Annotated in this window: 11 protein-coding genes; 4 read left to right on the top strand and 7 right to left on the bottom strand. The window is 60.1% G+C overall.

Features of this window, described 5'->3' with window-relative positions; all coding sequences use genetic code 11:
- The first annotated feature begins 142 nt into the window (after window positions 1-142).
- On the top strand, window positions 143-1408 hold the full coding sequence (locus tag BMZ23_RS10855; protein ID WP_093476786.1) for a methyl-accepting chemotaxis protein: 1266 nt from the start codon (window positions 143-145) through the stop codon (window positions 1406-1408).
- Window positions 1409-1412: 4 nt separating this feature from the next.
- Here BMZ23_RS10855 and BMZ23_RS10850 read toward each other — a convergent pair whose 3' ends face one another.
- The 4 genes from BMZ23_RS10850 to BMZ23_RS10835 form a co-directional block, all read right to left on the bottom strand.
- Window positions 1413-4757: an EAL domain-containing protein gene (locus BMZ23_RS10850; RefSeq protein ID WP_093476783.1), complete on the bottom strand. Its 3345-nt coding sequence runs from the start codon at window positions 4755-4757 to the stop codon at window positions 1413-1415.
- Window positions 4754-6502 carry a sensor histidine kinase gene (locus tag BMZ23_RS10845; RefSeq protein WP_093476780.1) on the bottom strand — a complete coding sequence of 583 codons (1749 nt, stop codon included), beginning with the start codon at window positions 6500-6502 and terminating at the stop codon, window positions 4754-4756. Before BMZ23_RS10845 ends, BMZ23_RS10850 begins: the two co-directional genes overlap by 4 nt.
- A 20-nt stretch (window positions 6503-6522) precedes the next feature.
- Window positions 6523-8178, bottom strand: a complete 1656-nt coding sequence (locus BMZ23_RS10840; protein ID WP_093476777.1) for a methyl-accepting chemotaxis protein — start codon at window positions 8176-8178, stop codon at window positions 6523-6525.
- 187 nt (window positions 8179-8365) lie between these two features.
- Window positions 8366-9487, bottom strand: a complete 1122-nt coding sequence (locus BMZ23_RS10835) for an FAD-dependent oxidoreductase (RefSeq protein ID WP_177197271.1) — start codon at window positions 9485-9487, stop codon at window positions 8366-8368.
- A 133-nt stretch (window positions 9488-9620) separates the two neighbouring features.
- On the opposite strand from BMZ23_RS10835, the gene BMZ23_RS10830 reads away from it, so the two are divergent.
- The 3 genes from BMZ23_RS10830 to BMZ23_RS10820 are packed head-to-tail and all read left to right on the top strand — an operon-like array spanning window position 9621 to window position 12687.
- The gene (locus tag BMZ23_RS10830; RefSeq protein WP_093476771.1) at window positions 9621-10310 is read left to right on the top strand and encodes a crotonase/enoyl-CoA hydratase family protein; all 690 of its coding nucleotides are present in this window, start codon (window positions 9621-9623) and stop codon (window positions 10308-10310) included.
- 41 nt (window positions 10311-10351) lie between these two features.
- Window positions 10352-11413, top strand: a complete 1062-nt coding sequence (locus BMZ23_RS10825) for a metal-dependent hydrolase (protein ID WP_093476768.1) — start codon at window positions 10352-10354, stop codon at window positions 11411-11413.
- Between the two features lie 56 nt (window positions 11414-11469).
- Window positions 11470-12687 carry an MFS transporter gene (locus BMZ23_RS10820; protein ID WP_093476766.1) on the top strand — a complete coding sequence of 406 codons (1218 nt, stop codon included), beginning with the start codon at window positions 11470-11472 and terminating at the stop codon, window positions 12685-12687.
- 4 nt (window positions 12688-12691) lie between these two features.
- Here BMZ23_RS10820 and BMZ23_RS10815 read toward each other — a convergent pair whose 3' ends face one another.
- The 3 genes from BMZ23_RS10815 to BMZ23_RS10805 form a co-directional block, all read right to left on the bottom strand.
- Window positions 12692-13012 (bottom strand): AzlD domain-containing protein, encoded by a 321-nt coding sequence (locus BMZ23_RS10815; protein WP_425431689.1) that lies wholly within the window; start codon window positions 13010-13012, stop codon window positions 12692-12694.
- A complete protein-coding gene (locus BMZ23_RS10810) occupies window positions 12999-13727 on the bottom strand; it encodes an AzlC family ABC transporter permease (protein ID WP_093476764.1) in 729 nt (242 codons plus the stop codon). Before BMZ23_RS10810 ends, BMZ23_RS10815 begins: the two co-directional genes overlap by 14 nt.
- Window positions 13728-13811: 84 nt before the next feature.
- A complete protein-coding gene (locus tag BMZ23_RS10805) occupies window positions 13812-17303 on the bottom strand; it encodes a hybrid sensor histidine kinase/response regulator (RefSeq protein WP_093476762.1) in 3492 nt (1163 codons plus the stop codon).
- Window positions 17304-17397 lie beyond the last annotated feature (94 nt).

The raw sequence follows: 17397 nt of genomic DNA, 5'->3' as shown, positions 1-17397 counted from the left end.
TTCCGGGGGAACGTGACCGACGATTCCGGCATCGTGACCGGTGATTCCGGGAAATCCCCCAAAATCGGTCACGATAAAACGGAATGAGCGGTCACGTTAGTCCGGAACAGGCGGTCACGTTCAAACGGAATGGGCGGTCACGATGGGCCGGAATATGCATCAGGCTCGTGCCGAGAAACTCTACGCAGAGTTGCGCGCCAAACAGCCAACCAAGGGGCCGGTGACTATACCGCGCCTGCGACGTGGCATTCCCATGCATCTGAGTTTGATGGCAGGCGTGGTCACGCTAATCACAATTGGCAGCCTGGGTCAGCACATTGCCACAACCTTCTGGCAAAGCCTGGGAATAACCCTGCTGCTGGCCGGTGTCGGGGCCGCCATGGTCTGGCGGATAATGGCACCCCTGCTTCGCACCATTGCCAGAGCTCGCCGCATTATTGATGACAGCCTGGCCGAGACAATATTTACCGGTCGCTGCGATGATATTGGCAGTCTGGAACTGGTGATAACCAGCCAGCAGGCCGAACTGGATGCCGTACTGAAGCGTTTTGACGACCTGACCGACAGACTTGATCAAGGCATACGCATTGCAGGCAGCAACAGCAGCGAAGCGGCCAAGAGTGTCGAGCAGCAATCAATGGCAACCGACACCATTGCTGCAGCGACAGAAGAGATGTCTGTTACGGCGGAGGAAGTTGCCAGACAGGCCGGCAATATGCTCGGGCAGATAAATACGGCTTCGCAACACGTACAGGAAGGTCAGCTTCTGGCGCGTGACACCCACGACAGCATGCAGCAGCTTTCAGCAGAACTGCAGCGCGCCAACACGGCCATCAGCCAGCTGAGTGAAGCAAGCAAGGGTGTCGAATCCTCGCTGGCTGTGATTGGCGAGATTACCGAGCAAACCAATCTGCTGGCGCTCAATGCCTCTATTGAGGCGGCCCGGGCAGGCGATGCCGGGCGCGGCTTCGCGGTGGTGGCGGACGAGGTACGCAATCTCGCCAAACGCACACTGGCGTCCACACAACAAATCGGCCAGACACTTCAGGCATTTCGCGAAACAGTCACAGAAGCCACCCACAGCATGTCACGCTGCGACAACCATGCGCTGACTGCCGTCAACAATGCAGGTCAATCAGATCAAAGACTGGAAAGTGTTGTGCTGTCATTCGGTCAGATAGCCGATGCCTGCACCCAAACATCGGCCGCCGCCGAGCAGCAGCGCGGCGCTTCTGCTGAAATCTCAGAGAAAGCCAGCAACATCGGCCAACTGGGCTCACGGGCGAGCCAGTTGAGCAGCGAGGCCAAACTGGCTGTAGAGGGCCTGACCGAACAAGTAGCCCAGGTGACCTCACTTATTGGCCGTTTGAAACAGTCAGCCGCGCCATCCCAACGTCATTCCTTTTAATCTTTTATCCGCCGGTTGGCCCATCCTCTCCGTGTAGACGGCTGGATGGGTCTTCCTGCTGTAAACGACGCTGCAACGAGGCATGATGCGCAAAGGCATCATCCACACAGCGGCGCAGATGCCCCTGCTCCCAAGGCTTGCTGATGTATTTGTATATCGAGCCAATATTGATAGCGTCTTTCAAACGGCGGGCGTCGAAGTATCCGGAAAACATCAGCCGCACGGTATCCGGGTACAAGTTTTTTATCCTGGCCAGCAGCTCGGTTCCCGACATATCCGGCATGTGATCATCCGCCAAAACCACCTGAATATCGTTACATGCCATCAGCTCGAGCGCTTCGCGGGCCGTGGTGCAGGACAACAACCGGTAGCCCTGGCCATCCAGCGCCTGCTGCAGCCCGACCTGAATCAGCGGATCATCGTCCACCATCAGCAAGGTGCGCTTGAACGATACCGCCTCGGGCATCTGCAGGCGCCGGTCCTGGGTCAGCAACCAGCCCAGATCCGCGGCTGCCAGTGGCTTGCTGAAATAATACCCCTGAATCTGGTCACAACCGTGGCGCTGCAGGAAAGCCAGCTGACGCTCGGTCTCCACGCCTTCGGCGATCACTTGCAGGCCGAGCTGATGGGCCATGGCAATGATTGAAGTAGCAATTGCAGCAGCACTGGAGTCCTGCTCCAGCGCGTTGATGAAGCTGCGGTCGATCTTCAGCAAGTCGACGGGGAAGCGGCTCAGGTAAGCGAGGCTGGAATAACCGGTGCCGAAATCATCAATCGACAACTTGACCCCGAGCGATTTGAGTTCACGCAACAGCAGATTGGCCTGCTCCGGGTACTCCATGATCGCACTTTCGGTCAACTCAAGTTCCAGATACTCTGCGGGCATGCCGGTTTCTGCAAGGATACGCCGAACGACCGAGGGCAGATCACTCTGCTGCAACTGGACCGCAGACAGATTGACTGCGACCACCAAAGGCGGAAGCCCTTGTGCTGCCCATTCGCGATTTTGTCGGCACGCTTCACGCAGCGCCCAAGCGCCAAGCACCAGTATCAGCCCACTCTCCTCGGCCACGGCAATAAAGCGATCCGGTGCAATCCATTCGCCTGTAGTGCGGTCACGCCAGCGCGCCAGCGCCTCGACACCAATAATTCGCCCACTCGCCAATTCGACTTTGGGCTGGTAGTGCAACTCCAGCTGGTCACGCTCGATTGCCAGGCGTAACGCATTTTCGATCAGCAGGCGCTGCTCGGCATCATGCCCCAGAGATTCGTCATAGAGTGCCTGCTCGTGCCCCCGACGCTCGGCGCTGTGCAACGCGGTGCCGGCCTTGCGCATCAGCGTCTCAAGATCCCTGCCATGCTCTGCCAGAAGGCTGCAACCCGCGCGCAATACCGGTTTGACATCCTGGCCATGTATGCTCAGGGGTCTATTGGCATGGGCCAGCAGTGTGGAAACACGTTCAAACAGGACAGCCGGGCTTTCCAGATCAACCAGCAACATATGAAAGTCCGTACCGGCAAAACGAGCCACCGTATCGCGCTTGCCGGCAGCCTGGCGCAAGCGCAGCGCCAGACGCTGCAGCAACTGGTCTCCCGCTTCCCGGCCAAGGCTGTCATTGAACTGTTTGAAGCGGCTGATACCAATGGCCAGTACTGCACAATACCCACCCCTGCGCGCCTGCTGTTCGGCCACTCGCTGGAAATACTCACTGAACAATCGGCGGTTGGGCAGATGGGTCAGCTCGTCATAATTGCGCAGCACGTCCAGTTGGCGCTGAATCTGTTTACGCTCACTGATATCCACATGGGCTCCGATCAGGTGGGTAACCTGACCCTGACCATCAATGACCGGGCTGATACTGACCGAGCACCAGAACAACTCGCCATCCTTGCGGCGATTGATCATCTCGCCCTCCCATACGCGTCCGTTCAATGCGGTCTGCCACATCAACTGATACTGGTCACGCGCAGTCAGCCCCGACCCCCAGAACCCGGCTTTGCGTCCGATGCTTTCAGCGGGCGAATATCCTGTGGTCACTTCAAAGCGCTGGTTGACGTACTCAATGTTCCCCTGCAGGTCGGTGATTACCATAGCTGACGCACTGTTATCGATCAGTGCATTCAACTTGCGCAGTCTTTCTGCGTCCGTCTCCCGCCGCACCCGGTCATCCAGCAGGGATTGACGCATCTGCTCCATGGCGTGCGCCAGATGCCCCATTTCATCATCACGCAGCGCCAACACCGGCTGCTGGAGATCACCACTGGCGACCTGCCGTGCCGCACGTTCAAGCAAACCCAGCGGCAGCAACAGACGCTGACGCACGGCATATACGGTAAAGCCAAACAACAGGGTGAGTGCCAGCACAACCCAGGCCAGCAGCCAGAGTGTCTGCCGGGCGCTGTCTCGCAGACTGGTGATATCCGTAGCGCTGCGCTGACTGATCAACCTGGAAACCTCGAGCACCTGGTCAATGGCAGTTGTCGCCTGTCGATACCACTCCTCTGCCGTAACCGGATAGCCTTGACCGGCCAGGCTGGCAGTAAAGACCTGTTCGCGCAGGGGGTGGTAGTCACTCAGCAAATGAGCACGCATCTGCAGCAGCGCGTCTTCCAGTCGGGGATCATGCGGCATATAGGGCGCTGCCTCCAGAAAGCGCGCACTCGCACGTTCGACCACCATACGCGCACTCACCAGTTGTGCACGGTCGCTGTCCTGCAACGGCCGGGCGCTTGCAATTGCTGCGCCCAGCACGGCACGCTCCTGCCCGAGATGTTCGCTGAGGCTGAACAACTGATCCCTGAACACTTGAACAGAGGCCAACGCATACGGGTTGGCCGGCAATGGCAGCATGCTTACCACGACAAAATTCTGCAGTATCCGGATCCGCCCGGTCAGGGCGTCTATCCACTCTCTATGGGTAACAGCGGATGCGATGCCAACAATCGCCAGATCAACCTGCTCTCGCAGCAATGTCTGCTGCCGGGCAGCCTGCTCCAGCTCGGTCAGCGCATTCGCCATCGGGTGCTGCGGTGCAACTGCCAGTAGTTCCTGCAGGTACTCATGAAAAACCTGATACTGGCGATCAACACGTCCTCTGGCGTTGAACATCTGCGCTCGCAATACCGAACTGGCTGCAGCGGGCTGACCGAGAATCGCAGCGGTAATACCTCGCTCCATCGCCAGTTCGGCGTTCAATTGGTGGGTCAGATCAGCCAGATGATTGACGCGAACCACCCAGTCGGCCGCTTGCATTTTCTGCATGCTATCCGACAGCTGCCAGATTCCGGCAGCCCCCGAAAGCCCGGCAAACACCAGCAACAGGATTCCCAGCAGACGACGGATACTCATGACATGCCTCCTTGTCTGTCAGATAGCCATATATCCTTTTCGCCCGGCGATGCACTGCCGTCATGCAGGTAAAGCAAGGGCGGATACAGCAGCAATTGGACCTCAACCCGCCCGTCAGGCGCCTCGTACACCAACTGCAGGCCGCGTTCAGGCAAGAGCGCACGAACCAGTTCAAGGCCGTTCCCCAAACCCCTCCCGGCTGCGAAATCAAACTGTGCCGACAGCTGGCCGACATTGCCCAGGCGCAACTCGCATTCGTCCGGGCGCGCAAGTATTTGCAGCTCGGGAGGTGCCGTCTGGTCGCAAGCATGCTTGCAGGCGTTGGTCATTATTTCATTGAGTATCAATGCCAACACTGCCGCATCGGCATCCCGCACCATCCATTGACGGATCGCTGTCGTGTCGCCCAGTTGCAACTTGCAACCACTAAGCTCAACCACCGATGCATGCACGCCACGCAACAGGCTTTCCAGTGACAACGACTGAGTACCCAGGCTGCCATAGATACCATGCAGTACAGCCACACTATGCACTCTGGAAACGGCAGATTGCAGTTCACTGCCCAACGCCGGATGCCTGCCACACGCCTGCTGCAGCAACGCCACGACACTCTGCAGGTTGTTCTTGACCCGATGATGCACCTCACGCAGCAAGGCTTCGCGCAATACTGACGATTGCTTCTCGCGCACGTCTTCGCTGATCTTGCGTTCGGTCACCTCGCGATCGGTTCCGCGGTAACCCAGCAACTCTCCCTGGCGGGAATAGAAAGGCCTTGCCGTGGTTTCCAGAATGACAATGTGCCCGTCACGGTGCACACATGGCGATTCAATCGCCTGCAATGGCTGTTCAGCAGCCTTCGCATCATCAAAACGGCAGTTCAATGCGGAGCGGCTGGCGCTGGCCATCACGCTGAACACCGACTGCCCCAACAACTCTTCTGGCTCATAACCAAGCAAGGCACGGCACTGCGGGCCAACGTAGGTAAAATTCCAATGGCTGTCGGCCTCCCACAACCAGTCCGGCACGCTCGCGAGCATCTCGGCGTATCGCTGTGACTCGAGCACACGAGGCTCACTGGCGTCCGTCTGGCCGACCAGAGGATCCTCCATATCCTGCCTTGCTCCCGAAACACGACGCAGCCGCCCTCTGACACCGACAATCAGCAGCAACTGCAACAACGCCAGCCCCAGCAACCAGCGCATCAGCCGTTCCCGGCTATTCGCGGCTTCGACAGCCAGATGCTGTTGCTGCAATTGCCAGTCGATCAACCCGATCAGCGCTGTATGGGTATCGCGCCAGGCTGGCAAGCCTTCCTTGTGCAACAACGCAGAAGCGTCTTCGCGCTGCCCGGACCGCAACAGCGTAGCGGTTCTTGAGAGAGATCCCAGAAACAGGCTTCGCTGTTGCCGGTATGCATCAAGCAAGGTCTCTGGCGCGGCACCCGGCAACTGCTGTTCCAGAGCCTCAAGCCATTCACCAAGCTGCGTCAGGATCTGGACAAACCGGCCGGCCAGATCATCAGAAGCCGTCTCAAGCTCCAGCAGTAGCGCAGCAATATGCAGCGCTGGCTGATCAGAATAGAGCGCAGAAACAACCTGAATCTGGGCATGGGTACCGGCTTGCTGCCGCGCCTCCTCAGCCTGATACTGCACCAGCAACAGACACAACAGGGTTAACCCGAGGGCCAGCGGTAAAAACCGCAGCAAACGTCTTTGAACAAGGAACTGGTCCCGGCTCTGCTGCATGGCTGACCCTCCGATCTGTCTCAGACCCTGAATTGGCCAACCAGCGACTGCAGTTGCGCAGCCAGTTGAGCAAGCTCCTCACTGGTCGCTGCGGTCTGCTGCGACCCGACACTGGTCTGCTCGGCAATTTCGCTAACGGTCACGATATTGCGATTGATTTCTTCAGCCACCGCACTTTGCTGCTCGGCAGCCGACGCAATCTGCGCATTCATGTCGTTGATGGTGGTCACCGCCTGCAAGATAGACTCCAGTGCTGCGCCTGCCTCGGCAACCTGGGTGACGCCCTCTCCGGCCTGACGATGCCCGGTTTCCATGACTTTTACCGCATTAGCCGCGCCGCCCTGCAGTTTTTCAATCATCGCCTGAATTTCGCTGGTCGATTGCTGGGTGCGCGAGGCCAGCGTACGCACCTCGTCGGCAACCACCGCAAAGCCGCGCCCGGCTTCACCGGCCCGAGCCGCTTCAATGGCCGCATTGAGTGCAAGCAGATTGGTCTGTTCGGCAATGGCGCGGATAACATCCAGCACAGAGCCTATGTTGTTGCTGTCTTCCTGCAGGCTGCGGATCACCCTGGTGGCATTCTCCACTTCACGCGCCAGCATGTTGATCACCTCAACCGTCCGCGCCAGCACCTTGCGACCGTTGGCTGCATCTGCGTCAGCCGCATGTGCCGCCTCGGCAGCACTGGCCGCATTACGCGCCACATCCTGCACCGTGGCACTCATTTCGTTCATTGCTGCCGCCACCTGCTCGGTCTCGGACTGCTGGCGACGAATGCCGTCGCTGGTTTGTACCGTTACCGCTGTGGTTTCCTCGGCCGCCGCCGCCAGTTGCGCCGTGGAACTGGCAACCTGACTGATCATTTCGTGCATGCGCAGACGCATGCGATTAAAGGCCTGGGCTATGCTGGCCATCTCGTCACGGTCCTGGTAGTCCACCTCGACCAGCAGGTCTCCATCGGCCATCGACTGGCTGGCATTTTCCAGGCTGTGTGCTGCTCGCACTATGCTCGAAACCACCGCCAGGGAAATCAGTGCACTGCACAACAGTGCCAGTATCAGCAAGGACACCACCAGCCAAAGGCTTTTCTCGAAATCCGCCTGGGCCTTCTGGTATTCCTCTTCGGCCACATCCACCTGCAGCTGCCGCAGGTTGTTCAGCTCGTTGCGGTAGCGCTCGTAGGCCGGCTCAAGCTGATCCTGGTAAACCCGCGCGGCCTGCTCGAACTGCCCCTGCTGCACCGCATCAAACACTGGCAACAGGCCCTGTCTGACAAAGCTTTCACGCTCACGGGTGACACGCTCGACAATCCGCCGCTCTTCATCGGTGAGGTAGGTGGACAGGTATTCGCGGATCACCCCGTCCAGCTCGGCAATATTGCGCTGCACCTCAGGCAACAGGGCTGACAGCGGCTCGGACTGCATGCTGGTCAGCGGGTTGCGCGGGTCATATTGCAATGCGGTCAGCGCCAGTACCCGGTTGGCCGTCATCAGCTGGAACATCTGGGCGATCTGCCCGGTGGGGACCAGACGGTCCTGGTTGACCGTGTGCAGCGCCTCGTTACTCATGCGCTTGCCCTGAATGCCTATCAGGGCAAGCGCCAACATGAAAATGGCAGAAAGAACAAAGGACGCCAACAACCGCTGCCTGATCGAGAATCTGGACATCATACCCATGACATACTCCCCTGAATTATTGATCGAATAGGCCGTAGCTTCTTGTTGACAACGCCACCTGCAAACCAAGGTACGTCAGTGCTGAAAAACCCACAACAGGGCTATGGTTTTACTTTGCATGCCTTGCGCCGGTCAAGATAACGCCCCGCAGGCAGCCTAACGGCGAACAAGTGTCAGCAACATGACATCAGTCAATTGGCAACGGGCAACGCATTCCTTCGATAAAGCGCCGATCCAGTCGATCTTTCCAGCGCAGGCACCAGCCGCCGGCCATGCCCAATGACCCGTAGCGCAGCAGCGCCTGACCATTGCCGCAGTCGAGCAGGGCCAGGGCCAGCCGTTGCGGCCGGTAGTCAGACAATCGCCCACCGTTCAGCGTGGCCCGCAGGTTGTCGGCCAATACCGGCGCCTGGCGCACCGCATATACCCCGGAACGTCTGGCGCCCGGCAGGCTGGCGCAGTCGCCGCTGGCAAAAATCTGCGGGTGACTGCGGCTGCGCAGATCATTGCCGATCCGCACAAAGCCCTGAGCGTCACAGGCCAACCCGGAGCTGGCCTGCCAGCCGTGCGCCTGCGCGCCGCTGGCCAGCACCAGCGCCTCACAGGCCAGTACCCGGCGCTGCTGGTCATACACGCCATACTGGCGGACCGTTGTGATCATGCACAGTTCGTGCAGGCCGACCTGCCGCTGGCGCAACAGAGCTGACGCACGCTCGCGCAAACGCTCGGGAAAGTCTGCCAGCAGCGTACTGCCAGTGAGCAGGGACAGCTCCCCGGCAAAACCTGCAGCACGCAGGGCCATGCATACTTCAAAGGCCGCTGCACCACCACCAAGCACGCCAATGCGTGTCGGCCAGCCGGTCTCACGCCACTGTTGCCAGCGCTGCAGCAGTATGCCGAAAGGTTTTACCGGCAGTTTTTCAACCGTAGTGTCCAGCCACTGCGGCGACGGTGGTTTAGCGCCGCAATCCAGACTGATGCAGTCAGCCTTGATACTCTGCCCTGTACGTAGCAGAACCTGCCCGGCGGCAGCATCCAGCTGCACAACGCTAGCGTCGAGATGGCGGACATCCAGCGCAGCGCAGAGAGGCTGCAGAGCAATGCGGCACTCCTCTACCTGATGCCGGCCGGCAAGCAGCCCAGGCATCATGCCGGAATACCAGGCGTGCTCACCGGGATTCACCAGCAAGGTGCCGGCAGGAGGGCGCCAGCCCTGATCAAGCCAGCGGCGCAGGGTTAACAGGTGGCTATGGCCGGCACCGACCAGCAGCAATGGGGCACTATCAACAAGAGCATCTGATGTAAACATGCCACGAGCATAGAACACGTCAGCCATCGACGGCCAGCCGCTTTCTTCTGGTACTGGCCGGTCACTCAGAAATTGCTACACTGCCTGTCCGCCACGGCCGATGGCCGGCCATACATACAAGAGGTTCTGCCCCATGAGTGAACTGGTTTCCTACCGCCTTGCCGATGGCATCGCTTTCCTGACCCTGAGCAACGGCAAGGTCAACGCCATCTCCCCCGACGTTATCGATGCTTTCAATGCCGCGCTGGATCAGGCCGAGAAAGACCGTGCGGTAGTGGTAATCAGCGGCCAGCCCGGCATGCTCTCGGGCGGCTATGACCTCAAGGTGATGACCGCCAGCGCCGACTCGGCCAAGGCACTGGTGGCCAAGGGCTCGACCCTGGCACGGCGCATGCTTTCTCACCCCTACCCGGTGGTAGTGGCCTGCACTGGCCACGCGGTGGCCAAGGGCGCTTTCATCCTGCTATCGGCGGATTACCGCATCGGCGTGGAAGGCCCGTTCAAGATCGGCCTCAACGAAGTGGCGATTGGCATGACCATGCACCATGTCGGTATCGAACTGGCCCGTGCGCGGCTGAGCAACAGCGCTTTCAACCGTTCGGTAATCAATGCCGAGATGTTCAGCCCGGCGCAGGCAGTGGATGCCGGCTTCCTTGACCGGGTAGTCCCTGCCGAGGAACTGGAACAGGAAGCACTGGCCATGGCCAAGTTCCTCACCACCCTGAACATGACCGCGCATCGCAACACCAAGCTGAAAACCCGCAAGGCCCTGCTGGAGCTGCTGGATGCCTCGATCGAACTGGACAAGCAACACAGCCTCTGAGACGCCCAAGCGACCCCAGTCACCACTGATGGAGAACCCCGATGGACTCGCTGACACAGGCTGTTCTGGGTGCTGCCATCGGTGGTGCGTTGATGGGGCGCTGGCAGGGCCGCAAGGCCCTGCTCTACGGTGCCGCACTGGGCACCCTGCCGGATCTGGATGTGGTCATCGATTACGGTGATGCGGTGGCCAACATGACCATGCATCGCGGTTTCAGCCACTCGTTGCTGGTATTGACCCCATTCAGCCTGCTACTGGCCTGGCTTGTCCGTCGCTGGCGACCACACCCCGGCTATTCCGGCCTGCGACTGTGGGGCTGCATCTGGCTGATCCTTACCACTCATGTGCTGCTGGATGCCTTCACCACCTACGGCACCCAACTATTCTGGCCGTTGCCTCTTCAGCCGACGGCAATCTCCAGCATCTTTATCATCGATCCGCTGTATACCCTGCCACTGCGGCTGGCGGTGCTCGGCGGACTATTGCTTGGTCACAGCAGGCGCACCGAGCGCTGGCAGTTTCTGGCCTTGGGTCTGTCCAGCCTGTACCTGCTGAGCTCACTGGCGGGCCGGCAGATGGCCTTGCAGCAACTGGATCAGGCGCTGCTGCGCGATGGCATTCAGACGGAACAACGCTTTGTCGGCCCCACCCCTTTCAATACCCTGCTGTGGCGAGTGGTCGCCCTCGATGGAGACCAATACCACGAAGGACTGGTCAGCTGGTTCGACAAACAGCCACCGCATCTGGAACAACTGCCCAACCAGCGCAGCGCCGCCTTGCAGGTGCTGGCCGATAACCCGCAGCATGCGCGGCTTGACTGGTTCACCGGTGGCGTCATGCGCTATGACCTGATCGACAACCACTGGGTGGTAACCGACCTTCGCCTTGGGCTGCCCGGCTTCCATCCATTCCGTTTTGCCCTGGCCGTGGAAGAGCAGCCGCTTGAGCCGCCGTTGCGCTGGCCAACACCTCGCAGGGATCTGTCCGGGCTACCCGATCTGTTGCGCCGCGCAATCAACCCACAGCATCCGCTGTCGCTGACGGATCTGGCTGCTGACATGCGCCAGTCACCCGCATCCATCGGCGTGATGATCGGTCAATAGCGCAGAATGCCGCAGGCTCTGCAATAATTCGCATTCTGCAACCGGAGAGCCTGTTCATGTCCATTCAGTCACCGGCTGGCGCTTCACGCACGCTGGCGATGACCGCCGCCTTGCTGGCGATTTTTACCAGCATCCTTGCCAGCAACCTGCCGACGCCTCTGTATGCGGTATGGCAGGCGCGCTGGGGCTTTTCCTCGACGGCGCTGACCGGGGTCTTCGCCATCTATGTGCTGGGTGTGGTGAGCATGCTGCTGACCATAGGCACCCTCTCCGACCGCCTCGGCCGCCGTCAGGTATTGATACCAGGCCTGCTTTTCATTGGGGGTGGCGCGCTGATGTTCCTGCTTGCCGATGGCATCAATGGCCTGGCGGTGGCTCGCCTGCTCACCGGAATTGGCACCGGGCTGGTGACCGGCGCCGCCTCGGCCTCGGTAATGGAACTGGAACCGAACGGCAACTGGAACCGGGCGGCCGCACTGACGGCAGTATTCTTTACCGGCGGAGCCTTTGCCGGGCCGGCGCTCGGCTCGCTGGCCCTGCACCTGAAGGTCGGACAGGATATCTGGCCATTCTTCACAGTAATCGCCATGACTCTTGTGACCATAGCCTTGCTGCTGAAAGCTCCCTGGCCTGCGAACATTGGCCAACGCCACAGCGATTTCCGCTGGCGCCACTGGCGACCGACCCCGGTAACAGTCCCGCGGGAATTGCTGGGGGTGTTTGCCTTCTGCGCGGCGGCCATCTGCCTGGCCTGGTCCACCGGCAGCCTGTATGCCTCGCTGGGGCCGTCATTGGCGCGCGAACTGGTCGGTATCGACAACCGTGCACTGGCCGGGCTGTTCGCCGCAGCCTGGCAATTGCTGGCCGGTTGCAGCCAGTTCGGCTGCCAGCACCAGCCACAGAACCGCCTGCTGGTGGCCGGGCCAATGCTGCTGGTTATTGGCCTGCTGTGCATGGCAGGTGCTGTCATCTGGTCTTCGCCATTGCTGCTCAGCCTCGCCACCCTGGGCACCGCCGTGGGCGCGGGTGCCACCGGGGTAGTGGCTGTCAGCTCGATCAACCAGATGGCCCCGCCCAGCCAGCGTGGCGGTATCAGCTCGGCGTTCTACCTGATGGCCTACCTGACCATGGCCTCGGTAGTGCTGGGTGTGGGCCTGGTCAGCGACCTGGCGGGCTTTGGCAATACGGTGATCGGCTTTACCCTGATCATTTCCGCTGCCGCAGTGTCGCTGGTGGTGGTCGCCGTGCGCACCGGACGCACGGCGCTTTGGTAAAGACTCAGAACAGCCAGCGCCAGAACAGGAAACAGGCCATGCCGGCAAAGATGGTCAGCAGCAGGTTGCGCCGCCAGGCGGCCACGGCAATCGCCGCCAGCCCGCCAAACAGCCAGGCGTTGTCCAACTGCAAAGCCAGCTGCCCTTCCGGCCTGAGCATCATGGGGACAATGATCGCCGTCAGCACTGCCACAGGAACATAGCCCAGCGCACGGGTCATCAGTGGGCTGAAACGCACCCGATGGCCGGCGGCAAACAGGGTATAGCGGATGGCAAAAGTGATCAGCGCCATGCCGCCGATCAGCAGCACTTCATGCAGCGTCATCAAGGCACACCTCCCCGCTCCGCTGAAGCAGATGCTCCGCAAGGAGACCGCTGGCCACACCGAGCAACGCCGCCAGCATCAACCCCAGCTGGTAAGGCAGATCATAGGCAACCACCGCCACTGCCCCGGCGACCAGAGCCGCCACCAACATGGGCCGGGTACGTAGCGCCGGCACCACGATGCCGATAAAGGTCGCCACCATGGCAAAGTCCAGACCCCAGCCGGCCATACCCGGCAGACTCTGACCAAGCAGCACACCAACCAGCGTGCACAGCACCCAGTTGCTGTACATGGCAATGCAGGAACCGAGGAAATACCAGTGTTTGCCACCCAGTGGACGACTGTCATCCAGGTAATAGCGGTGCACCACAGCAAAGCTCTCGTCGGTCAGCCAGAAGCCCAGCGGAATGCGCCAGCGCTGCGGCAGATGGCGTACCCAGGGCAACAGGCTGGCGCTATACAACATGTGCCGCAGATTGACGATCAGCGTGGTCAGCCAGATCACCAACAAACCGGTTCCCGAAGCAATCAGGCTCACTGCGATAAATTGCGAGGAGCCGGCAAACACAAAGACGGACATGGCCAGGGTGGCCGCCACCGACAGGCCGGAGGACACAGCAAGGGTGCCGAAGATGATGCCGAATGGCAGCGCACCAATCAGCATGGGGATGGTGTCGCGCGCCCCCTGGAGGGCTGTACGCAAGGGAGAGGACATGAAAAACACTCTTGGCAACAAAGGCGCGACGCTATCAGTCACGCCTTTGCGACTCAAGATACAGTTACAGGGTAACAGTGAGGCTCAACCAAGGCTGATCCAGCGGCTGATCAGGGCACGCATGGCTGCCGGCTTGACAGGCTTGGGCAGGTAGTCGAGTCCGCTGGCGCGAATCCCTGCCACCAGCTCGCTTCGGCCATCGGCGCTGATCACCACACCGGGCAGGCTTTCGCCCAGTTGCTCGCGCAGCCACTGCATCACCTGCAGCCCTGTGTCGCCGTCGTCCAGGTGGTAATCGACCAGTACCAGTTGCGGCAAAAACCCTTGCTGCAGTATCTGCGCAACCTCGTCGCGATTGCGCGCCACGGCCACATGGCACTGCCAGCGCTCGAGCAAACTCTGCATGCCGGTGAGAATGGCCGGCTCGTTGTCGATACAGAGCACTTGCGCCCCCTTGACGGCTGGCGAAGGAGTTACCGGCATCGCCATTATCAAAGGCGCAGGCGCCTGCGCCAATGGCAAACACACACTGAACACACTGCCACGCCCCGGCCAGGAGCGCACCTGCAACTCATGTCCGAGCACCCGGCACAGTCCATCGGCAATCGCCAACCCCAGGCCCAGCCCCTTCTCCGCCTGATTGCGGTGGCTGTCGAGGCGCTGGAACTCCTCGAAAATCACCTGCAGCTTGTCACGCGGAATACCCGGCCCCTGATCCCATACTTCGATGCGCACTTGTCCGCAGCAACGCCGCACACCCAGCAAGACCCTGGACGCACCGGCATAGCGCAGGGCATTGGTCAGGAAGTTCTGCAGAATACGCCGCAGCAGTCGCACATCGCTGTGCACCCGTACGGTACAGCCACGCACCCGCAGATCAGTACCCTGCTGATGAGCCAGCGCACCAAATTCAACCTTCAATGGATCAAACAGGTCGTCCAGCGCAAAGTCACTCCATTCCGGCTTGATACGCCCGGATTCCAGACGGGAGATATCCAGCAAGTCAGAAATCAGGTCCTCGGCAGAGCGTAGCGAGGTATCCAGATGCCGTACCAGTTCATGTGCCTCGGCCGGCAGATTGTGCTGATGCGCGAGTGAGGCCGAAAACAACCGGGCCGCATTCAGCGGCTGCATCAGGTCATGGCTGACAGCCGTCAGAAAACGGCTTTTCGACTGGCTGGCCCGCTCGGTCTGCGCCTTGGCTTGCAGCAGGGCTTCGTTCAGTGCCGACAACTCGCAGGTACGCTCCTCGACACGCTGCTCAAGGCTCTCGTTGGCCTCTTTCAGGGCCTGTTCGGCGTTGCGAAACTCGGTGATATCGGTGAAGCTCATGACAAAGCCGCCACCGGGCATCGGGTTACCGATGATCTCGATCACCCGGCCATTTGGAAACAACCGTTCCGAGCGGTGCGCAGTACCCTGTTTCATCCAGTTGATCCGCTTGTCGACATGCGATTGCGGATCACCCGATCCGCACAGGCCCCGCTGCGCATTGCACAAAATCAGTTCGGCAATAGGTCGACCGATGCTGATCAACCCGTCCGGGTAATCAAACATTTCAAGATAACGGCGATTCCAGGCCACCAACCGCAAGTCCTTGTCGACCACACTGATGCCCTGGGAGATGTTCTCGATGGCACCCTGCAACAGCCCCCGGTTGAACTGCAGCACTTCGGAGGCTTCACCGACGATGCGTACCACATCGTCAAACTGCATATCGCGCCCTTCAATCGCCGCCTTGACCACCAGGCGCGCCGACGAAGCCCCCAACACGCCGGCCAACAGTCTCTCGACATGGGTAATCCACTGGCTGCTGGCAACATGTGTACGCTGCAGGGCACTGCCCTGCGCTGCGGCAAAGCGCTGGAAGCTTGCCAGTGCGCGCTCTTCACCAACAAAGCGACTGGCCACATTGAGCAAATCATCCAGAGTGACCCGCAACAGAGCTCGACTTGGCCCTTCGCTGCGGCTATCAGCGTCCTGTCCGACAAAGCGTCCCGCCTGCCAGTGCTCCAGCACCCGTGTGCGGCTGAATAGCGAGACCAATACAAATGCGCTGATATTACCGGCCAGTGCCAGCACACTCGCCAGTGTCAAGCCGTCAATGGGCAAACCCAGTTGCTGCTGCAGCGCGAAAGGCGTCACCAGCCAGCGCGAGGCACCCGCTGCGGCGCCACCGAACAGCAATGGCATCAACAGCAACCACAGCCATAGCAGCATACCGACGGCGAGACCGGCAAATACACCGCTGCGGTTAGCCTGCTTCCAGAACAGTGCTCCAAACATTGCCGGTGCCAGTTGAATAATTGCGGCAAATGCAATCTGACCAATACCAGCCAGACTGCTGGCATTGTCAATCAGGCGATAGACCACATAGGCCAGCAGCAAAATGATCAGGATGCTGGTGCGCCGGGCGTTCAGCAGCCAGCCACGGAAGGCATCATAGCTACGCTCCTGTTGACGCCGACGGCGCAACAACAATGGCAGCAGCACATCATTGGAGACCATGGTGCTAAGCGCAATAGCTGCCACGATGACCATCCCGGTGGCCGCCGAAGCGCCGCCGATAAAGGCCAGCAATGCCAACAGCGGTCGGCCTTCAGCCAGGGGTACGCTGATCACGTAGGAATCAGGATTGAGCGCATTACCAAACTGCAACTGCCCGGCCAGGCTGATCGGCATGACAAACAGGCCGGCCAGCAGCAGATACAGGGGAAACACCCAGCGCGCAGTGCGCAAATCCGCCGGATTGTTGTTTTCCACTACCGCCACCTGAAACTGCCGTGGCAGGCACATAAAGGCCATCATGGCGATAGCGATCTGCAGCATCAGCCCTATCCAGGGCACCTGCTGCTGCCAGTACTGCTCCAGCGCCGGACTGGCAGCAGCCCGCTCAAACAGGTCATTGAAGCCGCCAAACAACCCCCAGGTAACGAAGATACCGACAGCCAGAAAGGCAAACAGCTTGACCAGTGATTCAAAGGCAATCGCCAGCATCATGCCACGGTGGTGTTCGGTGACATCCAGACTGCGGGTGCCAAACAGGATGGTGAACAATGCCAGCACCAGCGTCACCACCAGTGCGGTATCTTCGGCACCCGGCACCTCATCCACTGCCCCCTCGAACAGCCCAGGCGCACTCAGCAGGTTGTAGCCGAGCACTATGCCCTTGAGCTGCAGGGCGATATAGGGCAGCACACTGATCAGACAAATCAGTGTGACCACCACGCCCAAGCCTTGTGACTTGCCGTAACGGGAGGCAATAAAGTCGGCAATTGACGTGATATTTTCCTGCTTGCTGATGGCAATCATCCGCGCGTACATGCGCCAGCCGAACAAGAACAGCAAAATGGGGCCAACAAAGATCGAGATAAAACCCCAGCGCTGCTGAGCCGCCATGCCCACCGCACCAAAGAAGGTCCAGCTGGTACACCAGACCGCCAATGACAGGCTGTAGACCCAGACTCGCAGGCGCGGCCCAAGCTCGCCAGGGCGACGATCGCCCCAGAAGGCAATGGCGAACAGCACGGCCATGTAAAGCAGGAAGATCGAAGCTACCAGGGTGCCTGAAAGCATGCTGTGGTCCGGCCCGGCGGTTATTGTAAGGCGATCAGCGAACAGTCTGGCAGGCGCACGGCGGTTTGCCCAGCCGCCCTTCTACGACTTTGGT

The organism is Halopseudomonas yangmingensis (assembly GCF_900114825.1).
Taxonomy (GTDB): Bacteria; Pseudomonadota; Gammaproteobacteria; order Pseudomonadales; family Pseudomonadaceae; genus Halopseudomonas; species Halopseudomonas yangmingensis.
The sequence above is the reverse complement of the archived record's forward strand: the minus strand, read 5'-3'. Positions and strand labels throughout refer to the sequence as shown.

Excerpts from the sequence above, each read along its gene's own strand:
- BMZ23_RS10830 (WP_093476771.1), top strand. The coding sequence starts at position 9,621 with ATGAGTGAACTGGTTTCCTACCGCCTTGCCGATGGCATCGCTTTCCTG.
- BMZ23_RS10845 (WP_093476780.1), bottom strand. The coding sequence starts at position 6,502 with ATGCAGCAGAGCCGGGACCAGTTCCTTGTTCAAAGACGTTTGCTGCGG.
- BMZ23_RS10805 (WP_093476762.1), bottom strand. The coding sequence starts at position 17,303 with ATGCTTTCAGGCACCCTGGTAGCTTCGATCTTCCTGCTTTACATGGCC.
- BMZ23_RS10825 (WP_093476768.1), top strand. The coding sequence starts at position 10,352 with ATGGACTCGCTGACACAGGCTGTTCTGGGTGCTGCCATCGGTGGTGCG.
- BMZ23_RS10850 (WP_093476783.1), bottom strand. The coding sequence starts at position 4,757 with ATGAGTATCCGTCGTCTGCTGGGAATCCTGTTGCTGGTGTTTGCCGGG.
- BMZ23_RS10840 (WP_093476777.1), bottom strand. The coding sequence starts at position 8,178 with ATGGGTATGATGTCCAGATTCTCGATCAGGCAGCGGTTGTTGGCGTCC.
- BMZ23_RS10810 (WP_093476764.1), bottom strand. The coding sequence starts at position 13,727 with ATGTCCTCTCCCTTGCGTACAGCCCTCCAGGGGGCGCGCGACACCATC.
- BMZ23_RS10820 (WP_093476766.1), top strand. The coding sequence starts at position 11,470 with ATGTCCATTCAGTCACCGGCTGGCGCTTCACGCACGCTGGCGATGACC.
- BMZ23_RS10835 (WP_177197271.1), bottom strand. The coding sequence starts at position 9,487 with ATGTTTACATCAGATGCTCTTGTTGATAGTGCCCCATTGCTGCTGGTC.
- BMZ23_RS10855 (WP_093476786.1), top strand. The coding sequence starts at position 143 with ATGGGCCGGAATATGCATCAGGCTCGTGCCGAGAAACTCTACGCAGAG.
- BMZ23_RS10815 (WP_425431689.1), bottom strand. The coding sequence starts at position 13,012 with ATGACGCTGCATGAAGTGCTGCTGATCGGCGGCATGGCGCTGATCACT.